Source organism: Paucibacter soli (genome assembly GCF_037482845.1).
GTDB lineage: Bacteria > Pseudomonadota > Gammaproteobacteria > Burkholderiales > Burkholderiaceae_C > Paucibacter_B > Paucibacter_B soli.
This window is the reverse complement of the sequence record NZ_JBBHJW010000001.1, coordinates 929,372-952,974: the sequence shown is the minus strand read 5'-3', so window position 1 is coordinate 952,974 and position 23,603 is coordinate 929,372. Positions and strand designations below refer to the sequence as shown.

28 protein-coding genes are annotated in these 23,603 nt (G+C 67.9%); 19 read left to right on the top strand and 9 right to left on the bottom strand.

Annotated features, from left to right (window positions below; translation table 11 throughout):
- From WG898_RS04500 to WG898_RS04480, 5 genes are read right to left on the bottom strand one after another with little or no spacing between them, the layout of a single operon-like run.
- Positions 1–498: a GAF domain-containing protein gene (locus WG898_RS04500; protein WP_339601542.1), complete on the bottom strand. Its 498-nt coding sequence runs from the start codon at positions 496–498 to the stop codon at positions 1–3.
- 41 nt (positions 499–539) lie between these two features.
- Entirely contained in the window at positions 540–1,814 is a 1,275-nt protein-coding gene (locus WG898_RS04495) for a glycoside hydrolase family 10-like protein (protein ID WP_339601541.1), read from the bottom strand.
- Between the two features lie 8 nt (positions 1,815–1,822).
- Complete coding sequence (locus WG898_RS04490) at positions 1,823–2,971, bottom strand: acyltransferase family protein (RefSeq protein WP_339601540.1); 1,149 nt, start codon at positions 2,969–2,971, stop codon at positions 1,823–1,825.
- A complete protein-coding gene (locus tag WG898_RS04485) occupies positions 2,968–4,236 on the bottom strand; it encodes an MFS transporter (protein WP_339601539.1) in 1,269 nt (422 codons plus the stop codon). The genes WG898_RS04490 and WG898_RS04485 overlap by 4 nt, the downstream gene beginning before the upstream one ends.
- Positions 4,236–5,117, bottom strand: a complete 882-nt coding sequence (locus WG898_RS04480) for an N-acetylmuramic acid 6-phosphate etherase (protein ID WP_339601538.1) — start codon at positions 5,115–5,117, stop codon at positions 4,236–4,238. The genes WG898_RS04485 and WG898_RS04480 overlap by 1 nt, the downstream gene beginning before the upstream one ends.
- Before the next feature lie 204 nt (positions 5,118–5,321).
- On the opposite strand from WG898_RS04480, the gene bufA2 reads away from it, so the two are divergent.
- From bufA2 to WG898_RS04455, 5 genes are read left to right on the top strand one after another with little or no spacing between them, the layout of a single operon-like run.
- Complete coding sequence (gene bufA2, locus WG898_RS04475; protein WP_339601537.1) at positions 5,322–5,591, top strand: BufA2 family periplasmic bufferin-type metallophore; 270 nt, start codon at positions 5,322–5,324, stop codon at positions 5,589–5,591.
- A 27-nt stretch (positions 5,592–5,618) separates the two neighbouring features.
- Positions 5,619–6,467: an MNIO family bufferin maturase gene (gene bufB, locus WG898_RS04470; RefSeq protein ID WP_339601536.1), complete on the top strand. Its 849-nt coding sequence runs from the start codon at positions 5,619–5,621 to the stop codon at positions 6,465–6,467.
- Entirely contained in the window at positions 6,464–7,246 is a 783-nt protein-coding gene (locus WG898_RS04465) for an HvfC/BufC family peptide modification chaperone (protein ID WP_339601535.1), read from the top strand. The genes bufB and WG898_RS04465 overlap by 4 nt, the downstream gene beginning before the upstream one ends.
- A 45-nt stretch (positions 7,247–7,291) precedes the next feature.
- Positions 7,292–8,632, top strand: a complete 1,341-nt coding sequence (locus WG898_RS04460; protein ID WP_339601534.1) for an MATE family efflux transporter — start codon at positions 7,292–7,294, stop codon at positions 8,630–8,632.
- A gap of 13 nt (positions 8,633–8,645) precedes the next feature.
- Positions 8,646–9,182, top strand: a complete 537-nt coding sequence (locus tag WG898_RS04455) for a peroxiredoxin (protein WP_339601533.1) — start codon at positions 8,646–8,648, stop codon at positions 9,180–9,182.
- Positions 9,183–9,192: 10 nt separating this feature from the next.
- Here the strand turns inward: WG898_RS04455 and WG898_RS04450 are convergent, their stop codons facing one another.
- Positions 9,193–10,047 (bottom strand): hypothetical protein, encoded by an 855-nt coding sequence (locus WG898_RS04450; RefSeq protein ID WP_339601532.1) that lies wholly within the window; start codon positions 10,045–10,047, stop codon positions 9,193–9,195.
- A 163-nt stretch (positions 10,048–10,210) separates the two neighbouring features.
- On the opposite strand from WG898_RS04450, the gene WG898_RS04445 reads away from it, so the two are divergent.
- The 5 genes from WG898_RS04445 (at position 10,211) to WG898_RS04425 (ending at position 15,560) form a co-directional block, all read left to right on the top strand.
- Positions 10,211–11,179, top strand: coding sequence for an ABC transporter permease (locus WG898_RS04445; RefSeq protein WP_339601531.1), 969 nt, complete (start codon positions 10,211–10,213; stop codon positions 11,177–11,179).
- The gene (locus tag WG898_RS04440) at positions 11,172–12,011 is read left to right on the top strand and encodes an ABC transporter permease (protein ID WP_339601530.1); all 840 of its coding nucleotides are present in this window, start codon (positions 11,172–11,174) and stop codon (positions 12,009–12,011) included. The genes WG898_RS04445 and WG898_RS04440 overlap by 8 nt, the downstream gene beginning before the upstream one ends.
- A 45-nt stretch (positions 12,012–12,056) precedes the next feature.
- Positions 12,057–13,559 carry an ABC transporter substrate-binding protein gene (locus WG898_RS04435; protein ID WP_444718907.1) on the top strand — a complete coding sequence of 501 codons (1,503 nt, stop codon included), beginning with the start codon at positions 12,057–12,059 and terminating at the stop codon, positions 13,557–13,559.
- The gene (locus WG898_RS04430) at positions 13,556–14,995 is read left to right on the top strand and encodes an amidase (RefSeq protein ID WP_339601529.1); all 1,440 of its coding nucleotides are present in this window, start codon (positions 13,556–13,558) and stop codon (positions 14,993–14,995) included. The genes WG898_RS04435 and WG898_RS04430 overlap by 4 nt, the downstream gene beginning before the upstream one ends.
- 208 nt (positions 14,996–15,203) lie before the next feature.
- On the top strand, positions 15,204–15,560 hold the full coding sequence (locus tag WG898_RS04425; protein ID WP_339601528.1) for a hypothetical protein: 357 nt from the start codon (positions 15,204–15,206) through the stop codon (positions 15,558–15,560).
- A gap of 179 nt (positions 15,561–15,739) precedes the next feature.
- Here WG898_RS04425 and vapC read toward each other — a convergent pair whose 3' ends face one another.
- Positions 15,740–16,141 (bottom strand): type II toxin-antitoxin system VapC family toxin, encoded by a 402-nt coding sequence (gene vapC, locus WG898_RS04420; RefSeq protein ID WP_339601619.1) that lies wholly within the window; start codon positions 16,139–16,141, stop codon positions 15,740–15,742.
- Complete coding sequence (locus tag WG898_RS04415) at positions 16,141–16,335, bottom strand: type II toxin-antitoxin system VapB family antitoxin (protein WP_339601527.1); 195 nt, start codon at positions 16,333–16,335, stop codon at positions 16,141–16,143. The genes vapC and WG898_RS04415 overlap by 1 nt, the downstream gene beginning before the upstream one ends.
- An 865-nt stretch (positions 16,336–17,200) precedes the next feature.
- Here WG898_RS04415 and WG898_RS04410 point away from each other — a divergent pair.
- The 7 genes from WG898_RS04410 (at position 17,201) to WG898_RS04380 (ending at position 21,836) form a co-directional block, all read left to right on the top strand.
- Positions 17,201–18,580, top strand: coding sequence for a tetratricopeptide repeat protein (locus WG898_RS04410; RefSeq protein ID WP_339601526.1), 1,380 nt, complete (start codon positions 17,201–17,203; stop codon positions 18,578–18,580).
- Positions 18,581–18,708: 128 nt separating this feature from the next.
- Complete coding sequence (locus WG898_RS04405; RefSeq protein WP_339601525.1) at positions 18,709–19,113, top strand: hypothetical protein; 405 nt, start codon at positions 18,709–18,711, stop codon at positions 19,111–19,113.
- 21 nt (positions 19,114–19,134) lie between these two features.
- Complete coding sequence (locus WG898_RS04400; RefSeq protein ID WP_339601524.1) at positions 19,135–19,653, top strand: O-acetyl-ADP-ribose deacetylase; 519 nt, start codon at positions 19,135–19,137, stop codon at positions 19,651–19,653.
- Positions 19,637–20,203 (top strand): hypothetical protein, encoded by a 567-nt coding sequence (locus WG898_RS04395; RefSeq protein WP_339601523.1) that lies wholly within the window; start codon positions 19,637–19,639, stop codon positions 20,201–20,203. The genes WG898_RS04400 and WG898_RS04395 overlap by 17 nt, the downstream gene beginning before the upstream one ends.
- Positions 20,204–20,374: 171 nt before the next feature.
- Complete coding sequence (locus WG898_RS04390; protein WP_339601522.1) at positions 20,375–20,620, top strand: cupin domain-containing protein; 246 nt, start codon at positions 20,375–20,377, stop codon at positions 20,618–20,620.
- 127 nt (positions 20,621–20,747) lie between these two features.
- On the top strand, positions 20,748–21,401 hold the full coding sequence (locus tag WG898_RS04385) for a glutathione S-transferase family protein (protein ID WP_339601521.1): 654 nt from the start codon (positions 20,748–20,750) through the stop codon (positions 21,399–21,401).
- Between the two features lie 36 nt (positions 21,402–21,437).
- Entirely contained in the window at positions 21,438–21,836 is a 399-nt protein-coding gene (locus tag WG898_RS04380; RefSeq protein ID WP_339601520.1) for a GFA family protein, read from the top strand.
- An 11-nt stretch (positions 21,837–21,847) separates the two neighbouring features.
- On the opposite strand, the gene WG898_RS04375 is transcribed toward WG898_RS04380, so the two are convergent.
- Positions 21,848–22,225, bottom strand: a complete 378-nt coding sequence (locus WG898_RS04375) for a VOC family protein (protein WP_339601519.1) — start codon at positions 22,223–22,225, stop codon at positions 21,848–21,850.
- 64 nt (positions 22,226–22,289) lie between these two features.
- Between WG898_RS04375 and WG898_RS04370 the strand changes: the two genes are divergently transcribed.
- Together WG898_RS04370 and WG898_RS04365 are read left to right on the top strand one after the other, a co-directional pair.
- The gene (locus tag WG898_RS04370) at positions 22,290–22,808 is read left to right on the top strand and encodes a GNAT family N-acetyltransferase (RefSeq protein ID WP_339601518.1); all 519 of its coding nucleotides are present in this window, start codon (positions 22,290–22,292) and stop codon (positions 22,806–22,808) included.
- A gap of 4 nt (positions 22,809–22,812) precedes the next feature.
- Positions 22,813–23,595 (top strand): glutaminyl-peptide cyclotransferase, encoded by a 783-nt coding sequence (locus tag WG898_RS04365; protein ID WP_339601517.1) that lies wholly within the window; start codon positions 22,813–22,815, stop codon positions 23,593–23,595.
- Positions 23,596–23,603 lie beyond the last annotated feature (8 nt).

Genomic DNA, 23,603 nt, shown 5'->3' with positions numbered 1-23,603 from the left:
TCAGGGCTCCAGCGGCTCGCCGAGCAGTTCGCCGCGTATCAGATCGCGCAAGCTGCCGAGGATGGCAAGCTCGGTGTTGTCCAGTTCGCGCGGCCTGGTGTCGAGCAGGCACAGCGTGCCGACGCGCAGGCCCGGGCCGGTCTCGATCGGCGCGCCCGCATAGAAACGCACCTGCGGGCCGCTGGTCACCAGCGGGTTGTCGACGAAGCGCGCGTCCGCCAGCGCATCCGGCACCACCATGATCTCCGCACTGAGGATGGCATGTGCGCAGAAGGCATGCTCGCGCGCGATATTGCATTGGTCAACGCCGACGCAGGACTTGGTCCATTGCCGCTCGCTGTCCACCAGCGAGAGCATCGCCACCGGCATCTCGAACTCCTCGGCCGCAAACTGCACGATGCGGTCGAAGCGCTGCTCGGGCGGAGTGTCCAGGATGAGCAATTCGCGCAGGGCGCGCAGGCGCTCGGCTTCGTTGCTGGGGATGGCGGCGCTGCTCATGGTGCTTGGTGGCCCGATCTTAGAGCGTGTTGACGATCCCGTCATGGCCGCCGACCCAGCCAGGGCATCTCTGGCGGACGCGCAGGTTCGGTGTAAGGCCCGTCCCGCAGGGCGTCGGCCAGGCCGCGGCGGTTCTGCGCCAGCGCCACCATGCTGAAGTGGGCATGACCGGTGCCAGGCGCCAGTTCACGCGTCAGCGCGATCTGCCCGAGGATCTCTTCCACCGGCCAGCTGTCGGGCCTGTCGGTGATGCGGCTGGTGAACAGGCCCGGGTAGATATGCCGGCCCAGCGGGTTCTGACCATGCCAGTAGTCCAGCAGCACCTCGAAGGCTTGGGGCGTCTGCGCGCGCGGCCAGTAGAGCTGCGGCACCAGGTAGTCCAGCCAGCCCTCGCGCAGCCAGCGCTCCACATGGGCGTAGAGCTTGTCGTACTGCGAGAAGCCGGCAATGCCGGCCGGGCGCAGATCGGGGCGCGGCAGGCCGAAGGGGCTGATGCCCAGCTTGACCCAGGGCTTGCCGGCCTCGCGCACCAGCCGGTAGAGCTGCTGCACCAGGCGGTCGACGTTGTCGCGGCGCCAGTCGGCACGGGCGAGGCCGCTGGCCAGGCCATGGCGCAGCCAGCTCGGCTCGTCGGGGAAGTCCAGCTCCTGCTTGTTGCTGGCGTCCAGTACCGGGTAGGGATAGAAGTAGTCGTCGATATGGATGCCGTCGACGTCATAGCGCTGCAGCACATCGCGCACCACCGCCAGCATATGTGCGGCGGCGGCGGGCTCGCCGGGGTCTATCCATTGTTGATCGCCATAGCGCTTGACCCAGTCCGGCCTTGTCTGGCTCAGATGGCCGGCCGCGGGCGCCGAGCGCGCCTGGCTCTGGCGCGCGCGGTAGGGGTTGAACCAGGCATGCAGCTCCAGCCCGCGCGCATGGGCCGCGCTCACCCAGCTGGCCAGAGGGTCGTAGAAGGGCTCGGGGGCCTGGCCCTGGGTGCCGCTCAGGTACTCGCTCCAGGGCTCCAGCGCCGAGGGGTAGATTGCATCGGCGCTGCTGCGCACCTGCAGGATGATGGTGTTGAGCCCGAGCGCCGCGGCGCGGTCGAGCAGGGCGTGCATCTCGGCGATCTGCTCGGCGCTGCCAAGCCCCTTGCGGCTGGGCCAGTCGATATTCGCCACCGTGGCCACCCAGGCGGCGCGGAACTCGCGCGCCGGCGGCGGGGCCAGTGGCGCGGGCGGCGCGAGCGGTGCGGCCGGCGGGATGGGCAGCGGCGCACAGCCGGCCAGGCCCAGCATCGCCATGGCCGTCAGGGCCTTACGTCGTTGCATGCAATCCTTCAAACCTTCACAAACCACTGCCTGCGCCACATGAGCCAGGCCACCAGGTACATGCTGGCACAGAAAGCCAGGGCATACAGCAGCGAGGCATTGCGCGGCGCCAGCTCCAGGGCCTGGATGGGCGCGTAGAGCAGGGCCTTGAGCGAGCGCTCGCCGCCGTCCGACCGCGCCAGCTTGATGAAGAACAGCAGCTTGGCCAGCAGGCCTGAGAGCGCGAAGATGAAGAGCGCGTTCATGCCGAACACCTGCAACGGCTTGGCCCAGCGCGCCAGGCGCGCGCGCAGCAGCGGCAGCGGCATGGCGTCCAGCAGCCAGTAGAAGCTGCCGAACAGCAGGCAGGCCCAGCCCGTCATCGCCAGCGCGTAGGAGGGCGTCCAGAGATTCTTGTTGATGGGCATCAGCCAGGCGTCGAGCAGCTGGCCCAGCCACAGGCAGGCAAGACCTGACACCATGAACCACATGGCCTTTTCGACCGGCGCGCGCCGCGCCATCAGCCAGCGTCCCGCCAACAGGCCCGCGACCTGGCTGGCCAGCGCCGGCAGGGTGGAGAGCAGGCCTTCCGGGTCCCAGCTCCTGCTTTTCGCCCACAGATGGCCGCCCATCAGCGTGCGATCGAGCCAGGCGCCGCTGTCCTCGCCGGGCTGCAGCGAGCCGACATGCCACAGGCCCTGGGCATCCGGCACCGGCAGGCACAGCATCAGCAGGCTGTAGAGCGCCAGCAGGGCCAGGGCCGCGGCCAGCTGCTGGCGCCAGCCCGGCAACAGCGCCAGCGGTGCGGCCAGCAGGGTGATGAGGCCCAGGCGCTGCAGCACGCCGGGCCAGCGCAGGGTCTCCAGATTGAAGGCCGGGATGAGGTTGAGCGCCAGGCCGATCGCGATGATGACCAGGCCGCGCCGCCAGGTCTGCAGCAGCAGGGCCCGCCGGGCGGCACCCGCCGCGGCACGCCGGCCCAGGCTGATGTGCATGGACACGCCGCTGATGAAGACGAAGAAGGGAAAGATCCAATCGGTGAAGGTCCAGCCATGCCACTCGGCATGCGCCAGCGGGCCGTAGAGATGCGCCCAGTCCCCCGGGTTGTTGACCACCAGCATCGCAGCGATGGTGAAGCCGCGGAAGGCGTCCAGGCTGGCTAGGCGTGCGCTACTCATGTATCGGCCTCAGCCTTCTTCCCAAAGCCCTCGGGGATCTGCAGCAGCGCCGTCATCGCGAACGAGGGCAGGGTGGCCAGCAGCACCCAGGCAAAGAACCAGGCATAGCCGATCTGCGCCTGCAGCCAGCCGCTCCACATGCCCGGCAGCATCATGCCCAGGGCCATGAAGCCGGTGCAAATCGCGTAGTGAGAAGTCTTGTGGGGGCCCTCGGCCACCAGCATCATCACCATCAAATAGGCGGTGAAGCCCAGGCCATAGCCGAACTGCTCCAGTGCCAGCACGGCGCTCACCAGCCACAGGCTGCCCGGATGCATCAGCGCCATCAAGAGGAACACCAGGTTGGGTACATGCATGCTGAGAATGAGCGGCCAGAGCGCGCGCTTCAGGCCCACGCGCGAGACGATCCAGCCGCCCAGCAGGCCGCCCAGGGTCAGCGCCGTCAGGCCCACCGTGCCATAGGTGATGCCCACCTCCTTGGTGCTGAGGCCCAGCCCGCCCTGCGCCGGCGCGTCAAGCAAAAAGGGCGTGGCCAGCTTGAGCAGCTGCGCCTCCGGGAAGCGGTAGAGCAGCAGATAGCCCAGGATCACCCCGATGGCGGGCTTGCGGAAATAGGCCTTGAAGACGGCGAAGAACTCGCGCGCACTGGCCTGCGCGGCCGGGCGATCCGCCGCCGGCCGCGGCAGCAGCACGAGGTGGTAGAGCGCCAACAGCGCAAAGGCCGCGGCCAGCAGCATGAAAACCTGGCTCCAGGCCGTGGCCATGCTGCCGCCGCTATTACGCTCCTGCAGCACGCCGGCCAGATAGACCAGGCCGCCCTGGCCGGCGATATTGGCGATGCGGTAGAAGGTCGAGCGCACGCCCACGAAGGCGGCCTGCTGGTGCTGTTGCAGCGCCAGCAGATAGAAGCCATCGGCGGCGATGTCGTGCGAGGCCGAGGCAAAGGCCATCAGCCAGAACACCGCCAGGCTGAGCTGGAACCAGGCCGGCAGCGGCAGCACCAGCGCCACGCCGGCCAGCGCCGCACCGACCAGGAACTGCAGCGCCCAGATCCAGCGCCGCTTGCTGCCCAGCAGCTCGATCAGCGGCGACCACAGCGGCTTGATCACCCAGGGCAGGTAGAGCCAGCTGGTGGTGAGCGCGATCTCGGTGTTGCTGATGCCCAGATTCTTGTACATCACCACCGACAGCGTCATCACCACCACATAGGGGATGCCTTGCAGCAGGTAGAGGCTGGGGATCCAGGCCCAGGGCGAGCGCGGCATCACGCTTGCAGGGCCCGGCGTACGCTGCCGTCGGCGGCGTCCAGCGCGGCGCGCGCCTGCGCCGGCGTGCAGCCACGCCGCAGCGCCACGATGGCCAGCTTCACCGAATGGTTGCAGGCCCGCAGCATGTCCTCGGCGCGGGTCTCGTCGGCGCCGCTGGCACGCATGGTCAGGTCCAGGGCGCGGCGCAGCAGCTTGGCGTTGCTGGCCCGCAGGTCCACCATCAGATTGCCGTAGACCTTGTTCAGCCTGACCATCAGCGCGCTCGAGAAGCTGTTGAGCGCGATCTTCTGCGCGCTGCCTGCCTTCAGCCGCGTGCTGCCCGAGATCAGTTCGGGCCCGGTGTCCAGCACGATGCCGATCTCGGCAAGACCTGACACCGGCGCGCCCGGGTTGTTGGCAAAGCCCAGCGTCAGCGCCCCGGCGGCGCGCGCCGCGCGCAGCGCGCCCAGCACATAGGGCGTGGCACCCGAGGCGGCGAGTAGCAGCACCACGTCCTTGGGTGTGGGTTGCAAAGACAAAATGTCGACGCCGCCCTGGGCGGCGTCGTCCTCGGCACCCTCCACCGCCTCGAACATGGCGCCGCGGCCGCCCGCCAGCAGGGCCAGCGCGCGCTCGTGCGGCCAGGAGAAGGTGGGGTAGAGCTCCACGCTGTCCAGCACGCCCAGGCGCCCCGAGGTGCCGGCGCCCACATAGATGAGCCGGCCGCCGGCGCGGATGCGCGGCAGGGCGGCCTGCACCGCGGCCGCCAGCTGCGGCGCGGCGGCGCGCACCGCCCGCAGCGCCTCGCCCTGGTCGTCCACCAGGGCGGCGATCAGCGCCGGCGTCTCGTATTCATCCAGGTTCTGGTGCGCGCTGCTGGGCATCTCGGTCTTGAGCATGGGCCCGACTCTAAGGGCCAGAGCCGGCCCTGGCCAATGAATGGCGGGCCCGTGGGCATAACCGAGGGTAATCCGCATCCAGAAAAAATTCCGCGGCGTATGTAAGGCCAGGCCGGGTTGCTGCGACACAAGCTCACAAGTCGTGGGCAAGCGCTCCGGCCTGTTCCTTCTCACACCGCAACGATTCACTCTCAGGAGATTCACATGCAAACCACCCTCAAGTCCGTTTCCACCGGCCTGTCGATCGCCGCCGCCGCTGCCGCCCTGTTTGCCGGCGCCGGCTTCAGCACCGCGGTGCAGGCCGCCGACGACGGCATGGTCAAGTGCTCGGGCGTCAACGGCTGCAAGGGCACGTCCGAGTGCAAGACCGCCAAGAGCGAATGCAAGGGCCACAACAGCTGCAAGGGCCAGGGCTGGGTCAGCAAGGCCAGCGCAGCCGAATGCACCAAGGCCGGCGGCAAGGTCGAAAAGTAAACAGCCGAACTCTCGTCAGGAGCGCCCATGTCCAGCATCCAAGCCCATAGCTTCGGCCTGGGCCTCCGCACCGAGCATTACCAGGCCCTGGCCGAGCCCCTGCCGGCCGGCCAGCGGCCGGACTGGCTGGAGATCATTTCCGAGAACTACCTGGTGCCGGGCGGCAAGCCGCTCTGGCATCTGGAGCGCCTGCGGCGCGACTATCCCGTCGTGATGCATGGCGTGTCCATGTCCATAGGCAGCAGCGATGCGCTCAACATCGCCTATCTGCGCGAGCTGAAGGCGCTGGCCGATCGCATCGAACCGGCCTGGCTGTCGGATCATCTGTGCTGGACCGGCGTCGACCATCGCAATCTGCACGATCTGCTGCCCATGCCCTATACCGAGGCGGCGCTACAGCATCTGTGTGCGCGCATCGAGCAGGTGCAGGACATCCTGCGCCGCCCGCTGGTGCTGGAGAACGTCTCCAGCTATGTGGCCTTTGCCGCCGACGAGATGGACGAGGCCAGCTTCGTGGCCGAGCTGCTCAGGCGCAGCGGCTGCCGCTTGCTGCTGGACGTCAACAACGTCTACGTGTCGAGCCGCAATCATGGTTTCGACCCTTGCGCCTACATCGACCGCATGCCCGCCGCGCAGGTGCAGCAGATCCATCTGGCCGGCCACGAGGACCTGGGCGAGCTGGTGATCGACACCCACGACCATGCGGTCTGCCCCGCGGTCTGGGAGCTTTTTTCCTACACGCTGGGCCGGCTGGGCCCCAAGCCCACCATGATCGAGCGCGACGACAACATCCCGCCGCTGGCCGATCTGCTGGACGAGCTGGACCTGGCGCGGCGCCTGGCGGCCGAGGTGCTGCCCGAGCAGGAGGCGGCATGAACCTGCAGGCGCAGCAGCAGGCGTTCCAACGTGCCGTGTTGGGGCAGGCCCTAGTTCCGCAACTGCTCGGCCAAGGCAGCGAGAAGCGCCTGGCCGTCTATGCCCACGCCTACCGGGCGCGCCTGCTGGGCGCTCTGCGCGACAACTACGAGGTTTTGGCCCTGGCGATGGGCGACGCCGCTTTCGATGCGCTGGGCCATGCCTATATCGAGGCGTATCCCTCGCGGCAGGCCTCGATACGCTGGTTTGGCGATGCGCTGGCCGACTTCATGGACGGGCCCTACGCCGCGCGGCTGCCGCATGCGGCGCTGCGCGATCTGGCGCGCATGGACTGGGCCCTGCGCGGCGCCTTCGACGCCGCCGCGGCCGCGCCGATGACGCTGGCGCAGCTGCAGACGCTGGCGCCCGCTGCCTGGGCCGGCCTGGCGCTGCGCCTGCAACCCAGCGTGCGGCTGTTGGCGCTGGACTGGGTTGTGGAGCCGGTCTGGCGCGCGCTGCGCCAGCACCAGCCCGGCGCCGCCGAGCCCGAGCTGCCCGAGCCGTTGGCGCAGGGCCATGGTCTGCTGGTCTGGCGCCAGGGCCTGGAGACGCGCTGGCGCTCGCTGGCTGCCGAGGAACAGGCGCTGCTGCAGGGCCTGGGCGAGGGCGCCACCTTTGCGCATCTGTGCGAGCTGGCCAGCGCGCTGCACGGGCCCGAGCAGGCCGCCGAACAAGTTGCCGCCGTGGCCTTGCGTGCCCTGCAGCAATGGCTGGCCGACGAGCTGCTGGTGGTTACCTGAGGGTTACGGCCTGGACGGCGCGCCTGCATTAGCATGCGCCGCGTCATGACGCCCCGACTGTTCCCGCTCGCCTGGCCCCTGTTCCTCGAACTCTGCCTGGGCATTGCCGTGGGCCTGATCGGCACCCTGCTGGCGGCGCGCATCTCCGACAGCGCGGGCGCCGGCTTCGCGCTCGCCAACCATGTGGCGGGCACCTTGTTCATCCTGTTTCGCATCGTCGGCGCAGGCATCAGCGTGGTGATCACGCAGAGCCTGGGCGGCGGGCGGCGCGAGCTGGCCGATGCGAGCGCGCGCGCCGCCCTGGGGGCCAGCAGCTGGATCGGCGGGCTCACCGCCCTGGCCGCGGCCTTGGCCGCCGCGCCGCTCTTGCGGCTGCTGAATGCGCCGACCGAGGTGCTGCCGCTGGCCGTGCCGCTGCTGCAGGCGCTCGCGCCCGCGATGCTGCTGGATGCCTGGAATGCCTCGATGGCCAGCGTGATGCGGGCCCATCTGCGCACGCGCGACACCCTGGCGGTGCTGGTGGCGATGCAGATCGCCCAGCTGGGCCTGGCGCTGCCCTTCATGCAATGGCTGGGCCTGCCGGGCTTTGCGCTCGCCCTGCTGTGCAGCCGCAGCCTCGGCCTGGCGCTGCATCTGTGGCTGTGGCGCGTGCGCCTGGGCCTGCACCCGCTTTGGTCCGACTGGTGGCGGCTGCCGCGCCGCGAGCTGGCCGGGCTGCTGCACATCGGCCTGCCCGGCGCGGCCGAGAACATCGCCTACCGCCTTGCCTTCATGGTCAGCATCGCCGTGGCCGGCCAGCTCGGCGCCGGCGCCCTGGCCGCGCATTCCTATGCTTCGCAGCTGATGTACTTCGTGCTGCTGTTCGGCCTGGCCACCGGCTTTGCGGCCGAGATCGTGGTGGGGCATCTGATCGGCGCCGGCCAGCTGCATGCCGCGCACCGCTTGGTGCGGCGCGCGCTCGGGCGCGGCCTGCTGGTGAGCGTGGCGGTGGCCGGCGCCGCGGCGCTGGCCTCGCCCTGGCTGCTGCGCCTGTTCACGCGCGACGAGGCCATCGTCGCCCAGGCCGTCACCCTGATGTGGCTGACGGTGATCCTGGAGCCCGGCCGCACCTTCAATCTGGTGGTGATCAACGCGCTGCGCGCCACCGGCGACGCGCGCTATCCGGTCGTGGCGGGCGCGGCCTCGATGCTGCTGGTGCTGGCCGGCGGCAGCTGGCTGCTGGGCCAGGTGCTGGGCCTGGGCCTGGTGGGCATCTGGATCGCCTACGCCGCCGACGAATGGCTGCGCGGCCTGCTGATGTGGCGGCGCTGGGCGCGCCATGGCTGGGTGCCGCATGCCCGTGCGGCTCACAGGCGTTTGAAGGCAGGGCATCATGCGGGTTCCTAAAAGGACGCCTGCCATGAAGCTCAAGACTCTCTGCGCCACCGCCACCCTGCTGCTGAGCGGTGCCGCCCTGGCCGCCCTGCCGGTGGGCGCGCCGGCACCCGACTTCACGGCCGACGCCGCGCTGGCGGGCGCGCCCTACAAGTTCAGCCTGGCCGCCAGCCTCAAGCAGGGGCCGGTGCTGCTGTACTTCTATCCCAAGGCCTTCACCAGCGGCTGCACCGTCGAGGCGCATCTGTTTTCCGAGGCCACGGCGCAATTCAAGGCGCTGGACGTGACGGTGCTGGGCATGTCCAACGACGACATCGAGACGCTCAAGAAGTTCAGCACCGAGGCCTGCCGCGGCAAGTTCGCGGTGGCGGCGGATGCCGGCGCCAAGGTCATGAAGGACTACGACGCCGCGCTGAAGATCGTGCCCGGCATGGCCGACCGCATCTCCTACCTGATCTCGCGCGAGGGCAAGATCGCCGCCGTGCATGCCAGCATGAGCCCCGACGGCCATGTCGGCGCGATGCTGAAGGCCGCGCAGGCACTCAAGGCCGCGGGCAAGTGAGCGGCGTGGCTCAGCTGGCCAGATAGCTCAGGCCCTGGCTCACCTGGGCGCGGCCGACGATGCGGCCGTGGCTGGAAAAGCCCGGGTCGAGCTGGCCCGGCTGATCGAGCACCCAGTTGACGCTCAGCTGGCAGCTCGCCACCGGCGAGGTGGCGGGGTCCTGCTTGTTGTTCTGCCGGCTCAGTTCGTTGAGGCGGCTGTCCAGCTGCGCGCTGTCCACCCGGTAGGCCCAGGCGCCGCCCGCGCCGCTGCCCTGCGGGCTGTAGGCGATGGCGTCGCCCGTCAGCTTGAAACGGCTGCCGTCCACGCGCGAGCATTCGCCCTCGACGCGGGCGCCGAGGTGCGCGCTATCGCCGCTGCTCAGCTGCACGACATAGCCGCCCGAGCTGCGCGTCAGCGTCACGCTCTGCGCTGTGCTCAGCAGCGCCAGCTGCGGCAGCTGCACGCTGCTGGTGAGCGTGCGCGTGCCGCGTTCCAGGGTCAGCTGCACGCTGGGCGTGGCGCCATTGGCAGGAAACTGCGCCACCCAGTTGGCGCGGCTGTCGTCGGTGCTGCTGAAGTCGTGGCGTTGGCCGTCCACGATGGCGCTGAGGCGATCGCTGCTGCTCAGGCGTACCTGGGTCAGGAGGTTGGCGCGGTAGCCGAAGCCTGCCTCCACCCGCAGCTGGCCCGCCGCCCGGCTGACCACAAAGCTGGGGCTGATGTCCTCCAGGGCCAGGCTGTCGGATTCCTTGCAGTTGGTGAAGGCGCAGACATAGGCGTCGGCAATGGGCTTGGCAATGTCGTCGGCCACGCCGCCACAGCCTGCCAGGGCCGCGCCAAGAAGGGTCGCGCCGTAGCGCAAGCCAGCGATATTGATGTGCATAGAGTCCGTCCTCCCTCGGTTTCCGATCTCGGGTGGCGCCGCAGCTCGGGCTGCTTGTGGTGGCCACCGCGGGCGATTTTGTGCGAGCCGCGGGCGCCGTGCCGGTCGTCATGTCAGGCCAGGCCGGGCCTTGATGGCGCGGCGGCGGTGACAATGCGCCGCCATGAGACTCGCCCTGCTGACGCGCCTGGCCAGCCTGCTGCTGAGCCTGTTGGCCGCCACTGCCCTGATCTTTGCGCTGCTGGACGTGCTGCCGGGCAACGCCGCGCAGCTGATGCTGGGCAGCGAGGCCACGCCCGAGGCGGTGGCGGCGCTGGCCGAGCAGCTGGGCCTGCAGCGGCCCGCCGCCTTGCGCTACCTGGATTGGCTGGCCGGCCTGGCGCGCGGCGAGATGGGGCTTTCGCATGCCTATGGCGCGCCGGTGGCCGAGCTGATCGCCGAGCGCCTGGTGCTGACCCTGCCGCTGGCCCTGCTGGCGATGGCTTTGGCGGCGCTGCTCGCGCTGGCGGCGGGCGGCTATGCGGCGGCGCGGCGCGGCCGCCGCGGCGATCTGCTGGTGATGCTGCTGAGCCAGCTGGGCCTGGCCACGCCCAGCTTCTGGTTCGCCATCCTCTTGATGCTGCTGTTCGCGGTGAAGCTGCAATGGGTAGCGGCCGGCGGCTTTCCGGGCTGGAGCGAGGCCAGCGGAGGTGGCTTCCTCCCGGCCCTGCAGGCCCTGGCCCTGCCGGCGCTGGCGCTGGCGCTCACCCAGGCCGCCATCCTGGCGCGCATCACCCGCTCGGCCCTGCTGGAGGTGCTGGGCGAGGACTATGTGCGCAGCGCGCGCGCCGCCGGCGCCAGCGAGCGCCGCATCCTGCTGCACCATGCCTTGCGCAATGCGCTCATTCCCATCGTTACCGTGATGGGCCTGCAGTTCGCCAACCTGCTGGCCGGCACCATCGTGGTGGAGAACATCTTCCAGCTGCCCGGCCTGGGCCGGCTGCTGTTTCAGGCGCTGGCCAACCGCGACCTGATGGTGCTGCGCAACGGTGTGCTGCTGCTGGTGGCGCTGGTGCTGCTGCTGAACTTCGTGGTGGACCTGCTCTACCTGGCGCTGGACCCGCGCCTGCGCAGGGGGGGTGCGCATGGCTGAGGTGAACGGCTTCTGGCCGCGCGCCCGTCGCCATCGCGGCTTCTGTGCCGGCGCCGCCATCGTGCTGGCGGTGGCGCTGACGGGCCTGCTCTCGCTGTTGTGGACGCCCTGGCCGCCCGCAGAGATCGAGCTGGCCGCCAGGCTGCAGCCGCCCAGCGCCGCCCATTGGCTGGGCACCGACGGCCTGGGCCGCGACCTGGTGAGCCAGCTGATGGCGGGCGCGCGCAATGCCCTGCTGGTGGGCGCCTGCGCGGCCGGCCTGGGCCTGCTGCTGGGGGCGGGCCTGGGCCTGCTGGCGGCGGCGCGGCGCGGCTGGTGCGAGGAGCTCATCATGCGCGCCGCCGACCTCGGCTATGCCTTTCCGGCCCTGCTGCTGGCGATTTTGCTGGCCGCCAGCCTGGGGCCAGGTCTTGCCGTCGCGGTGCTGGCGATCGCGCTGCACAGCGTGCCCGTCTATGCGCGCCTGACGCGCGGCGCGGCGCTGGCGCAGTGGCAGCGCGACTATGTGCGCGCCGCGCGCGCCTTCGGTCGCGGCCCGTTGGGCGTTGCCTGGGTGCATGTGCTGCCCAATCTGCTGCCGCTGCTGATCGTGCAGGCCACCATCCAGTTCGGCCTGGCCATACTGGCGGAGGCGGCGCTGGCCTTTCTGGGCCTGGGCAGCCAGCCGCCCGAGCCCTCCTGGGGCCGCATGCTGGCCGAGGCGCAGAGCTGGCTGTTCCAGGCGCCGCTGCTGGCCGTGTGGCCGGGCCTGGCGATTGCGCTCACCGTGCTGGGCCTGAACCTGCTGGGCGATGCGCTGCGCGATCTGCTGGACCCGCGCCTGCGCGACTGAAGCGTGCATGGCAAGATGCGCCGGTCGTGAGGGGAGGGCCGGATGATTCTTAGCCGCCGCAAGGTCTTGCTGGGCAGCGCCATGGTGATGCTGCTGCCGGCCGCGCATGCGCAGGCGCGCGACAGCCTGGTGCTGGGCATGACCCTGGAACCGCCGGGCCTGGACCCGACCCTGGGCGCGGCCTCGGCGATTGCCGAGATCGTGCACTACAACGTCTTCGAGACCCTCACCAAGATAGGCTCGGATGGGCGCGTGAGCCCGCTGCTGGCCAGCAGCTGGGAGGTCTCGCCCGACCTCAAGACCTACACCTTCCGCCTGCGCCCGGGGCTGCGCTTTCACAACGGCGAGCCCTGCGATGCCGCGGCGGTGAAGTTCTCCTTCGAGCGCGCCGCGGGCGAGAAGAGCGCCAACAAGGACAGGCGCGTGTTCGCCAATATCGCACTGCTGGCCACGCCCGCGCCCGACACCGTGGTGATAGGCCTGAAGAGCATCGAGCCCGATTTTTTGTTCCTGCTGGGCCAGGCCACCGCCAGCATCGTCGAGCCCAAGAGTGCCGAGCGCAATGCCACGCAGCCGGTCGGCACCGGGCCTTACCAGCTGGCGCATTGGGCGCGCGGCGCCAGCCTCATGCTGAAGGCCTGGCCGGGCTACCGTGGCGCGGCGCCGCTGCCAGCGCTCAAGCGCGTGCAGTTCCGTTTCATCTCCGAGCCCGCGGCCCAGGTGGCGGCGCTGCTGAGCGGCGATGTCGATGTATTCCCGCGTGTGGCCGCGGCGCGCAGCCTGGCGCAATTCAGGGCGCAGCCGCAGCGCTACCAGGTGCTGGTGGGCGCCTCGCGTGCCAAGACCATCCTGGCCATCAACCACAAGAAGAAGCCGCTCGACGATGTGCGCGTGCGCCGCGCCATCGCACTGGCGATCGACCGCCAGGCCGTCATCGAGGCCGCCGCCGATGGCTATGGCGTGGCGATCGGCAGCCACTATGTGCCCGGCGCGCCGGGCTATGTGGACACCACCGCGATCAACCCCTACGACCCCGAGCGCGCGCGCGCACTCTTGAAGGAAGCTGGCGTGGCTGCGCCCCTGGAACTGAGCCTCAAGCTGCCGCCCACGCCCTATGCGCGCCAGGGCGGCGAGGTGGTGGCGGCGCAGCTGGCCAAGGTGGGCATCAGGGCGCGCATCGAGAACGTCGAATGGGCGCAGTGGCTCTCCGGTGTGTATGCCAACAAGGCTTTTGAACTCACCCTGATCGCCCATGTGGAGCCCTTCGACCTGGGCAACTTCGCCAAGCCCGGCTACTACTGGGGTTATGAGAGTGCGGCATTCAACGCGCTCTACCAGCGCATCCTCAACGCGCCGCGCGAGGCCGAGCGTGCGCAACTGCTGGCCGAGGCCCAGCGCCTGATCGCCCAGGACGCCGTGGCCGCCTACCTCTACCAGCCGCAGTGGATCACCGTGGCCAAGCGCGGCCTCAAGGGCTTGTGGACCGATATGCCGATCTTCGCCAACGACCTGGCCGCGCTCAGCTGGGAACAAGGAACCGCACGATGACATCACGTCCGCTGCACGACTGGAGCGCCACCGAGCTGGTGGGCGCCTACGCCGCCCGCCAGCTCAGCCCGGTGGAAGTGACCCGCGCGGTGCTGGCGCAGATCGAGCGCTGGGAGCCGCGGCTGCATGCGCTCTACGCGCTGGACGCCGAGGCCGCGCTGGCGCAGGCGCGTGCCTCTGAGGCGCGCTGGCTGCAGGGCGAGCCGCTGCTGGGCCCGCAGGACGCCTGCCTGGACGGCGTGCCCGCCACGCTGAAGGAAAACATCGCCACCCGCGGCACCCCCATGCCGCTGGGCAGCGCCGCCAGCGAGCTGCTGCCGGCGGCCGCGGACGCACCACCCGCCGCGCGCCTGCGCGAGGCCGGCGCGGTGCTGCTGGGCAAGACCACCATGCCCGACTACGGCATGCTCAGCTCTGGCCTTTCCAGCTTTCATGCCACCACCCGCAACCCCTGGGATTTAGGCAAGAACCCCGGCGGCTCCAGCGCCGGTGCCGCCGCCGCTGCCGCGGCCGGCTACGGCCCGCTGCATGTGGGCACCGATATCGGCGGCTCGGTGCGCCTACCGGCCGGCTGGTGCGGCATCTTTGCGCTCAAGCCCAGCCTGGGCCGCATCCCCATCCAGCCGCCCTTTGCCGGCCGGGTGGCCGGCCCGATGACGCGCTGCGTGGCCGACGCCGCGCTACTGATGGCCCATCTGAGCCGCCCCGACTGGCGCGACGGCATGAGCCTGCCCTGGCAGGACATCGCCTGGCAGCGGCTCGACGGGATCGAACTCAAGGGCCTGCGCATCGGCCTGATGCTGGACGCCGGCTGGGGCCTGCCCGTCGAGCCCGAGATCGCCGCCGCGGTGCAGGCCGCGGCGCACGCCTTCGAGGCGGCCGGCGCGCACCTGGAGCCGCTCGGCCCCTGCTCGACGCGCGCCATGATCGATGGGCTCGACAACTTCTGGCGCATGCGCTCTTGGCTCGACATCTCGGCCCTGCCCGAGGCGCGCCGCCAGCAGGTGCTGCCCTATATCCGGGACTGGGTGGCACGCGGCGAACACCTCAGCGCCGCCGAGCTGTTCCACGGCTACAGCCAAATGGCGGCCCTGCGCGACGCCGCCATCGCCGCCAGTGAACCCTACGACTATGTGCTCTCGCCGGTCAGCCCGGTGGCCGCCAGCTTCCCGGCCGACTGGGCCAGCCCGCTCAACGACCCCGAGCGCCCCTTCGAGCACATCGCCTTCACCCTGCCCTGGAATATGAGCGAACAGCCGGCCGCATCCATCAACTGCGGCTACACGGCAGTCGAAGGCCTGCCGATCGGACTGCAGATCATCGGCCGCCGCCACGACGACCTGGGCGTGCTGCGCATGGCGCGCGCCTGGGAGTGCATGCGCGGGGCGCAGCAGCCGTGGCCGGCGGCGCCGGTGATGCCCCAGGAAGTGGTGTGAGTTCCCATTTCGAGTGATGCCGCCCGATGAGCGGCGCCTGACTGCCGAGTGACGCGGATGCACATGGTGGTGCCGTGGTGGTCTGGCAGGCTACCGTAGCGTCCCGCCGCGTTGAGGTTTCCCGTCAAGACCTGAGCCCTGCCAAGGGCTGTCGAGTACACGGCGTGCTACAAGGCCTCGACTCGAACATCTGATGTCTGAGCTTTCGATGGAACCCGTCTACCGCTGCCCGGTGTGCCATGGCCGTATTGCGCTATGGGCCATCCAGCGCGCCTTTACCTGCCATCACTGCCATTGGGTGCTGGCGTCGAACCTTCCGGTCGCGTTCTCAGGGGCCGTCACCGTCGGTGCCACCATCGAAGGGCTGCTGCTCGCGGGCCTGTGGCTGTATCTGGGCTCGGTGTCGCTGGCCTTCGGCGCCTGGCTGGCCGCCGGCAGCCTGCTGGGCTTCGCTGGGGGCTGGCTATACCTCAGGCAGGCGCTGCGGCTCGTGCCCCTGCGTCCACAGCGCTCTGCTGCCGCCCAAGCCGCTCAATCCGGCCATGTCGACCGAAAGCATTGTTGAATTCACAGTGCCGTTTCACGGTCGGGGCTCTGGTCTCCCATGTTGCATTTTCCCCAAGGCAACGACGCTACTCCTCGCCTGGCAACTCGCGACAGGGCGGCATGGGAAATGAGAGGCCTGACCCTGATTGCTGCGCTGATTGCTTTTGCGTGCCAGGGATGGGCTATTGGACAGCTTAGCTAGATTCCTTGGACTGCACTGCGAAGGCCGAGATGCTTCACAAATGGTTCGAAGTCGCGGTCCGAATGCAGCAGCGTGTATCCGCCTTCGATGCATCGGGTGGCGATGATCGTGTCAATGGTCTTGCGCACAGTGAAGCCGAGAGCGCGCAGCGTTCGGAAATTCTTCGCCGCTTGGATCGCAATTGCCTTGCCGCCCAGCTCCACGAGATCCAGCGAGTCGAGAAGCTTCCTGGCTTGAGTGAAGTCTCGGTCGGTGACGAAGCCCTGAAGAACCTCGGCCAAGATCAAATCGCCAATTGCCAGGGGCTCTCGCCCGAGCAAGCTATCGAGCTTTTCGGTCTGCACCGTTGCAGCACCGCGGAAGTAGTCGACCCAGACGCTGGAGTCGACGAGGATCATCACTTGGCGGTCCTCATCGCGTCCAAGTCACCTTCCCAGACCACCTTGCCTCGAAGCTGGCGGATCCGCTCTTGCTGGCGCAAGAGAAGGACTGTGCGCAATCCAAGCTCCACCACCTCGCGCTTCGTCTTGAGGCCGGTCGCGCGCAGCGTATCCTTCATCAACTTATCGTCAATCTCGATGTTGGTTCGCACGGTGTGTACTCCTTTGAGTATGAATACACATTCTATCTGCTGCCTGGTAGGCTCGGGCAACGCGCCGGCATCTGACCAGCCGCTCGAACCGACTCGCGTCGGCAGGCCGCCGCTCGCGGCTCAGTTTCAACGTTATGCATCAGGCTAACCATGCTGCCGAGGCTGCCTGTGTTTCCTGCTTGCGCCATCAACTGGGCGCCAGGCCGGCGCCGCGTTCCACCGTGCCACGATGCCTCGCGGCACGCCAGGGCTTCTTCGGAACGATTTGCGGCGCGGGCGCGCCGATTGCTTCGCTAACCACTCATTCGAACCGACACCATTCGTGGCGGCGCAATTAAAACGTTATGTCGCAGAGCATGCACATTCCTCGTGCAACAAAAATTTGCCGGCGCATCTGCGCAGGCACCATGCTCATGGTATTGCTTGCAGGCTGCAGCACTCCACAGAAGTTGAGCAATGCTGGGCTCGAGTCACTCGACGTTCGGGTAGGTGCTGCCCACTGGGAGGCAACATCAAATCTCTCTCGGAAGGGCTATAGATGCTCCGTTGCCGGAGCAAAGCGAGAGCTATTCGATTGCTCCAAGACGGAAGGCATCTTTCCAACATGCGTCTTGCGCGTTGAGTTCACCGTTGATGATCAAAACAGGATCTCGGCAATCTCCGTCCCAGAGCCCGCGTGCCTGGGGACTCCGTAGCCTCAAAATCATGCCGCGGCCAATGTGCTGGTCAAGTGTTTTCGGACACAGCGATAGCTTGTTTGATTGATTGATTGATTGATTGATTGCCGCTTGCTGCTCGAAGGCGTTGGGTAGCAACTGCCGGTTTGGAGTGCAGCCGCAAACACTCACGATTTGGAGTCGGATCTGTGAAAAATACTCTTGTGGCCGCGTTCATGGCCATGCTGGTTTTGATTCCTTCGGCGAAATCTGCTGAAGTTTCCAAGTTCATTTCTGAAAGCCGGGCCGCAGCCGATAAATACCAGGGCTTGGCCGACTCGCCAGAATCAATCCGTCTCGTGCGAGAGGGGAAGAAGAGTGAGGTGAACGCGCGGTTGAAGACCTTGGTGCCCGACAGGAACAAGACGGCCCATGATTACTTCATTTTGTCGAACATGCTGTATCGGGCTGACATCCAGGCCAGCGACTCATACATCAGGATGGCGGATGAACTGGCCCCGGACAACCCCTACATCTTGTTCGAGCGGGCCATGCATGAGCATCGTGCGGGAAACTGTGGTGCGGCGCTTCCAATGTATGAAAAGGCCGTCGCTCTATTCAACAAGGAAACGCAGAACCCTGTTTTATGGGGCTACGTAACGCATTGCCGTCTGGTGCTTGGCGACTATGCCGGTGCGATTGACGCGTGGCGGAAGGTGGACTTCCGCAAGCATCACACGGGAATTGAGAAATCAATGTATGAGATTTTCTCCAGCAAGAACCCTGATTCGGAAAGGGAAAAACTTGTCGCCTCAGTATCCGAAGGCACACCGGATGCGGTTTGTGAGCTGGTGGAGTTGGATCGGAATTGGGAGCGGGATTGGTGGAATATTGCTGAGAACAATGAGTATCTTGAGTACGACGTGGTGCTTGCAAATGGTGTAGCGAAGAAGAATACGAGCGTGCAGGCGACCGTGGGTCTGTGCGTGGACGCTGTCGCGCTGAACGACCGCGACTTTGGGAATTACATCTCCAAACTTGGTCATTGGGGTGGTAGTTATCTTCTTCCTGATGGGCCGATGGCGACCTACATGCTGATCCGGGAACTTGGAAAGCGGAAAATTGCCACGCCGGCAGAGATTGTTGAACGTTACGAAGAGCAGCTCGTGAATCGACATGTCGCAGACCCGAGAGACCAAAGAACGCTGGATATCCTTGCGTATCTTTACAGCACGACCGGCAGCGGAGAAAAACTCAAGAAGATAGACGAACATGGCTGGCGAGTTCTTGGCATACAGAAATATGCGGAAAGCTATATCGAGGGCATTCCTCCTGAGTCACCGGAGTATCGGAAGGCGGTGGCTTCCGCAGCAGTCGAGTTTCCAAACAGTGTGAGAATCCAGGGCGCAAATGCCTTCCTCAGTCACCAGTCAGATGCCAAGAGGGCGGCCTTGATGAAGTACGCCGCGGCGCAGTTTTCAAATGTGAAGAATCACATAGATGGCCCGCATCGGCTCAACGATTTCATGGCATCGCTGGAACACGAGGTGGGTGCGTCTGGCAATTCGCTGCTTGGTCGACGCCCCTGAGCTCAATCGTTGATGTGGCTTCCTCCTGTCAATAGGCAAGACATGACCCCGGCCAAGGGCCATCGCCTTGCCAAGCCGGCGGCGGCAGAGCCAGAGCCCGAGCCCAATCCACCAAGCAGCGCTCCGCCATGATCATCACCGCCGACACCTTCGTTCATGTGCTGTCGCTGTGCATCGTGCTCGCCGGCGCTGAGACCCTGCATGGCATTGCGCGCACCCTGCTGCTGGTGCCGCGCATCGGCAAGCAGCGCGCCATCAAGCTGAGTGCCCTGACGGGCTCGCTGCTGGCCTTGCTGATCTGCCTGGCGCTGGTGCCGGCTATCGGCCTGAGCGGCGTGCGGCAGCATCTCTTGCTGGGGCTGGTACTGGCCCTGTTCATGGCAGGCTTCGACCTTGCCATCGGTAAACTGCTGCTGCGCAAGTCCTGGAGCAAGCTGTGGCCGGACTTCGACCCGCGTAGCGGCAACTACCTGAGCTTGGGCCTGGCCTTCCTGGTGTGGGCGCCGCTGCTCGCCAGCTGGTTGCGTGCCTGAACCCTCCGCGAATGAGCTGATATGACCGTGACCGTTCGCGCGCTGAAAGCCGACATCACCACGCTGGCGGTGGACGCCATCGTCAACGCGGCCAATGCATCGCTGCTGGGCGGCGGCGGGGTCGACGGCGCCATCCATCGCGCCGCCGGGCCCGAGCTGCTGCAGGCATGCCGCTTGCTCGGCGGCTGCCAGACCGGCGACGCCAAGCTGACCCCGGGCTATCGCCTGCCGGCGAAGTTCGTCATCCACACCGTGGGGCCGGTCTGGCGCGGCGGCGGCCATGGCGAGCCGGCGCTGCTGGCCTCCTGCTACCAGCGCGCGATCGAGGTGGCGTGCGCGGCCGGCGCGGCGTCGATCGCCTTCCCGAGCATCAGCACGGGGGTCTACGGCTACCCGATCGAGGCGGCGGCGCGCGTGGCGGTCGCGACGGTGCTGGCGGTGCTGCCGCAGGCGCCCGAGTTCCGCGACGTGGCCTTCTGTTGCTTCTCCGCCAGCGACCTGGCGGTCTACCAGCGGCTGCTCGATGAGGCCGGGGTCTAGCAGCGCGCCCGCGCTGCGGCGCACGCTCGGCATCGGCGGTGTCGACAAGGCGGGCCTGCTGGCGCGGCTGCGGGCGGCCGGCGTGCGCTTGAACCCGCTGGCCGAGCAACTATTCGCCGAGGCCGGCTTCTGCACCGCGCCGCTGCCGTCGCGGGTCGAAATCGCCGAACTCACACCGGCTGAGCTGGGGCTGGCCGAGGGCGGCCGCTGGGCCGAGCTGCTGGCGCAGGCGGCCGCGCAGGGCCTGGGCGAATGCCCGCTGGAGCTGGCGCCGCATCTGCGCCTGGCGCTGCTGGACCAGCCCGAAGGCAGCATGGGCCAGGTCGCGACCCAGCACCGCGCGCCCCCCGGCTCGATCACCGTCGTCAGCGCCGCCCTGAGCGCCGACGAGGAGCTGCCCAAGGGCTTCTACCTGCGCTGCATCGATGGCGTGCAGTGGCTGCGCGGCTATCGTTCCTGGCCCGGGCATCACTGGAGCGCCGACGACCGACTGGTGTTCCTGTGCACGGCCCACACGGCCGAGCCCGGCGACGCGGCGCGCCGCCGCTGAGAGCGGGCGCCGGCCGCGCCGCGCGTACTGCAGCCAGCACATCCGCAGGAGTTGCCCATGCGCACCGAAGGTTTTGTCGCCTCGCACGCGAAAGACGCTCGCTTCGGGCGCGGCCTGCGCTCCTGCTACGAATAGCGCGATCTCGGCATCAAGGCAGCCACGCAGGGGCGGGTGGACGCGCATGTGATCCGCGCCGCGGCGGTCCAGGCCTTTTCCAGCCAGCCGCATATCCACAAAACCGAGTTCCAGCTCGTCTACATCCTGCGGGGCTGGATCGAGTTCGAGCACGAAGGGCAGGGCGTGGTGCGCCTGGAGGCCGGTTACGGCGTGCATCGCCGCCGGGCATACGCCATCGCGAGCTGGGGCATAGCGAGGACATCGAGATGCTCGAGGTCGTGCTGCCGGCCGGCTGCGTGACCGAGGAGGTCGAGTCGGTGAACGGTTTGTGCGGCCGCGCCGCGCCGGAATAGTCGTTGACGCCGGCGCGCGCAGCCTCTAGCGTTGACGGCCGGCGCGCCACCGTCGCCGCTTCAAGGACATCGCGATGCACAAGCTGCACGGTTTTTCCCAGTCCGGCAACACCTACAAGGTGGCGCTGCTGCTCGAGGCGCTGCAGCAGCCCTGGACGCCGGTGCATATCCCCTTCGAGGCCTTCGCGTCCGGCGTCACGCGCACGCCGGCGTGGCGCGAGGCGCAGAACGAGATGGGCGAGGTGCCGGTGCTCGAGGACGGCGATCGCAAGCTCTCGCAGTCCGCCGCGATCATGCTGCACCTGGCCGCCAAGCATGGCGCCTATGCAGGCGGCAACGAGGACGAGCGCTACGAGGTGCTGCGCTGGCTGTTCTTCGACAACCACAAGTTCACCAGTGCCTTCGCCAGCTACCGCTACATGAAGTCCTTCGCACCGACGCCGCCGGACCCGGCGGTGGCCCAATGGCTGCAGGGCCGGATCGACGGGGCCTTCGGCATCGTCGAGAAGCATCTGAGCGGGCGCGAGTTCATGGTGGGTGCCGCGCCGACGATTGCGGACATGTCCATGTGCGGCTATCTGTACTTTCCGGTCGAGGAGAGCGGCTGTGCGATCGCGGCGCGCTACCCGGCGATCGCGGCCTGGCTGCAGCGTCTGCCGCAGCGCCTGCCCGGCTGGAAGCCGCCCTACGAGCTGCTGCCCGGTACCCCGGTGCCGCCGCGCTGGTGAGCGCGCGGTACCAGCCCGCCACAAGGAGAACCGCCCATGTCCACGCGCCTCGCCTCATGCAGCTGCGGTCAGCTCAGTGCCCAGGTGGTCGGCGATCCGCTGCGCATCTCCATCTGCCATTGCCTGGCCTGCCAGCGCCGCACCGGCAGCGTGTTTGGCGAACAGGCCAGGTTTGCGCGCGAACAGGTGTCGGTGGCCGGCGTCTCCACCGCCTATGTGCGCACCGGTGACGAGGGCTCGCGCGTCACCTTTCACTTCTGCCCGCACTGCGGCGCCACGGTCTATTACGAGCCCGAGGGCCTGGAGCAAGACCTGCTGGTGATCCCGGTGGGCGCCTTCGCCGACCCCGGCTTCCCGGCGCCCCGCGTGTCGGTGTATGAATCGCGCAAACATGCCTGGGTACTGCCGCCGCCCGAGGCCGAGCATTTCCCTTGAGGGTTGGTGCGCTACAGATCCTCGTGGATGCAGAGGTAGTTGCCCTCGGTGTCCCTGAACCAGGCCGCCTTTTCCGAGCCCAGCACGCAGACATGGTCGACCGTCTTGAGACCCGGCAGGTCGTAGTCTTCGAACACCACGCCGCTGGCCTTCAGCGCGGCGATGCTGGCGGCGATGTCGGGCACGCGGAAGCTGATGGCGGTGTGCTCGGCCTTGGTGCCCTCCGGTTTCGGGAACAGCGCCAGCGTGCTGCCGCCGACGGCATAGACGAACTTGCCGTCGGGCCGGAAGTTGCCGGGCTTGAGCCCCAGGCAATGTTCGTAAAATGCGCGGGCCCTGGCCATGTCCTTGACGGGCAGCATGGTGGTGACGGATGCGTTGCCGAGCATATGGAATACTCCTTTTGCCGCCGATCAGCATAGACCCGCCGCCCGCCAAACCCAAGCCCCCGCCGTGAGAGAACCCCCGCTAATCACCGCGCGCCTGCGCATCCGGCGCATGTGTCTTGCCGATGCCGGCTTCATGCTGGCGCTGCTGAACGAGCCCACCTGGCTGCACTTCATCGGCGACCGCGGCGTGCGCACGCTCGAGGATGCCCGCAACTACATCCTGCAGGGTCCGGTGGCCATGGTGGCGCGGCTGGGCTACGGCTTCGGCGTGGTGGAGTCGCTGGCCTCGGGCGAGCCGCTGGGCATCTGCGGCCTGGCCAAGCGCGACTATCTGGAGCACGCCGACCTCGGCTTTGCCTTCATGCCCCAGCATGGCGGCCAGGGCTATGCGCATGAGGCCGCCGCGGCGGTGCTGGCCTGTGCGCGAGGCGAGCTGGGCATGGCGCGCGTGCTGGCCACAACGCGGAGCTACAACCACGGCTCGCAAAAACTGCTGGAGAAACTGGGGCTGCGCTTCGAGCGCATGATCAGGCATCCCGATGGCGACCGCGAACTCATGCTCTATGCAGTGGGCGATAGTTAGGCCCATGCAACGAAAGAATTTCCTATCCAGGCTTGGTCTCGCCTCCTGCCTGCTGCTGGCCGCCGCCGCGGCGCTGGCGCAGCGTGCGCGCCTGCCGGTCTACGACGCGGTGGTGGTCAACAGCTATCCGCATGACCCCGAGGCCTTCACCCAGGGCCTGCTGTGGCGCGACGGCCAGCTGTACGAAAGCACCGGCATGCACGGCCGCAGCTCGATCCGCAAGGTGCAGCTGGAGAGCGGCCGCGTGCTGCAGAAGCAGGACATCCCGCAGCAGTATTTCGGTGAGGGCATGACGGCCTGGAAGGACGAGCTCTACAGCATCACATGGCAGTCGCAGGTGGGCTTTGTGTGGGACCTGAAGAGCTTCAAGCTCAAGCGCCAGTTCAGCTACAGCGGCGAGGGCTGGGGCCTGACGCACGACGAGCACCACCTCATCCTCAGCGACGGCACGCCCACGCTGCGCTTCTTCGACCCCGCCAGCATGAAGGAGGTGCGCCGCGTGCAGGTCACCGCGCTGGGCCGGCCGGTGGAGCAGCTCAACGAGCTGGAATGGGTGGAGGGCCAGATCTACGCCAATATCTGGCACAGCGACGTGATCGTTCGCATCGACCCCGCCTCGGGCCAGGTGCAGAGCCTGATCGACCTCAGCGGCCTGCTCAAGCCCGAGCTGGCCGGCCAGGCCGATGTGCTCAATGGCATTGCCTACGACCCGGCCAGGAAGCGCCTGTTCGTCACCGGCAAGCTCTGGCCGCGGCTGTTCGAGATCCGCCTGCAGCCGCGCAGCTAACGTTTTAA

What these genes read in the sequence shown, in the direction of transcription:
- WG898_RS04500 (WP_339601542.1), bottom strand. Translation starts at nt 498, where the DNA reads ATGAGCAGCGCCGCCATCCCCAGCAACGAAGCCGAGCGCCTGCGCGCC.
- WG898_RS04495 (WP_339601541.1), bottom strand. Translation starts at nt 1,814, where the DNA reads ATGCAACGACGTAAGGCCCTGACGGCCATGGCGATGCTGGGCCTGGCC.
- WG898_RS04490 (WP_339601540.1), bottom strand. Translation starts at nt 2,971, where the DNA reads ATGAGTAGCGCACGCCTAGCCAGCCTGGACGCCTTCCGCGGCTTCACC.
- WG898_RS04485 (WP_339601539.1), bottom strand. Translation starts at nt 4,236, where the DNA reads ATGCCGCGCTCGCCCTGGGCCTGGATCCCCAGCCTCTACCTGCTGCAA.
- WG898_RS04480 (WP_339601538.1), bottom strand. Translation starts at nt 5,117, where the DNA reads ATGCTCAAGACCGAGATGCCCAGCAGCGCGCACCAGAACCTGGATGAA.
- bufA2 (WP_339601537.1), top strand. Translation starts at nt 5,322, where the DNA reads ATGCAAACCACCCTCAAGTCCGTTTCCACCGGCCTGTCGATCGCCGCC.
- bufB (WP_339601536.1), top strand. Translation starts at nt 5,619, where the DNA reads ATGTCCAGCATCCAAGCCCATAGCTTCGGCCTGGGCCTCCGCACCGAG.
- WG898_RS04465 (WP_339601535.1), top strand. Translation starts at nt 6,464, where the DNA reads ATGAACCTGCAGGCGCAGCAGCAGGCGTTCCAACGTGCCGTGTTGGGG.
- WG898_RS04460 (WP_339601534.1), top strand. Translation starts at nt 7,292, where the DNA reads ATGACGCCCCGACTGTTCCCGCTCGCCTGGCCCCTGTTCCTCGAACTC.
- WG898_RS04455 (WP_339601533.1), top strand. Translation starts at nt 8,646, where the DNA reads ATGAAGCTCAAGACTCTCTGCGCCACCGCCACCCTGCTGCTGAGCGGT.
- WG898_RS04450 (WP_339601532.1), bottom strand. Translation starts at nt 10,047, where the DNA reads ATGCACATCAATATCGCTGGCTTGCGCTACGGCGCGACCCTTCTTGGC.
- WG898_RS04445 (WP_339601531.1), top strand. Translation starts at nt 10,211, where the DNA reads ATGAGACTCGCCCTGCTGACGCGCCTGGCCAGCCTGCTGCTGAGCCTG.
- WG898_RS04440 (WP_339601530.1), top strand. Translation starts at nt 11,172, where the DNA reads ATGGCTGAGGTGAACGGCTTCTGGCCGCGCGCCCGTCGCCATCGCGGC.
- WG898_RS04430 (WP_339601529.1), top strand. Translation starts at nt 13,556, where the DNA reads ATGACATCACGTCCGCTGCACGACTGGAGCGCCACCGAGCTGGTGGGC.
- WG898_RS04425 (WP_339601528.1), top strand. Translation starts at nt 15,204, where the DNA reads ATGGAACCCGTCTACCGCTGCCCGGTGTGCCATGGCCGTATTGCGCTA.
- vapC (WP_339601619.1), bottom strand. Translation starts at nt 16,141, where the DNA reads ATGATCCTCGTCGACTCCAGCGTCTGGGTCGACTACTTCCGCGGTGCT.
- WG898_RS04405 (WP_339601525.1), top strand. Translation starts at nt 18,709, where the DNA reads ATGATCATCACCGCCGACACCTTCGTTCATGTGCTGTCGCTGTGCATC.
- WG898_RS04400 (WP_339601524.1), top strand. Translation starts at nt 19,135, where the DNA reads ATGACCGTGACCGTTCGCGCGCTGAAAGCCGACATCACCACGCTGGCG.
- WG898_RS04395 (WP_339601523.1), top strand. Translation starts at nt 19,637, where the DNA reads ATGAGGCCGGGGTCTAGCAGCGCGCCCGCGCTGCGGCGCACGCTCGGC.
- WG898_RS04385 (WP_339601521.1), top strand. Translation starts at nt 20,748, where the DNA reads ATGCACAAGCTGCACGGTTTTTCCCAGTCCGGCAACACCTACAAGGTG.
- WG898_RS04380 (WP_339601520.1), top strand. Translation starts at nt 21,438, where the DNA reads ATGTCCACGCGCCTCGCCTCATGCAGCTGCGGTCAGCTCAGTGCCCAG.
- WG898_RS04375 (WP_339601519.1), bottom strand. Translation starts at nt 22,225, where the DNA reads ATGCTCGGCAACGCATCCGTCACCACCATGCTGCCCGTCAAGGACATG.
- WG898_RS04365 (WP_339601517.1), top strand. Translation starts at nt 22,813, where the DNA reads ATGCAACGAAAGAATTTCCTATCCAGGCTTGGTCTCGCCTCCTGCCTG.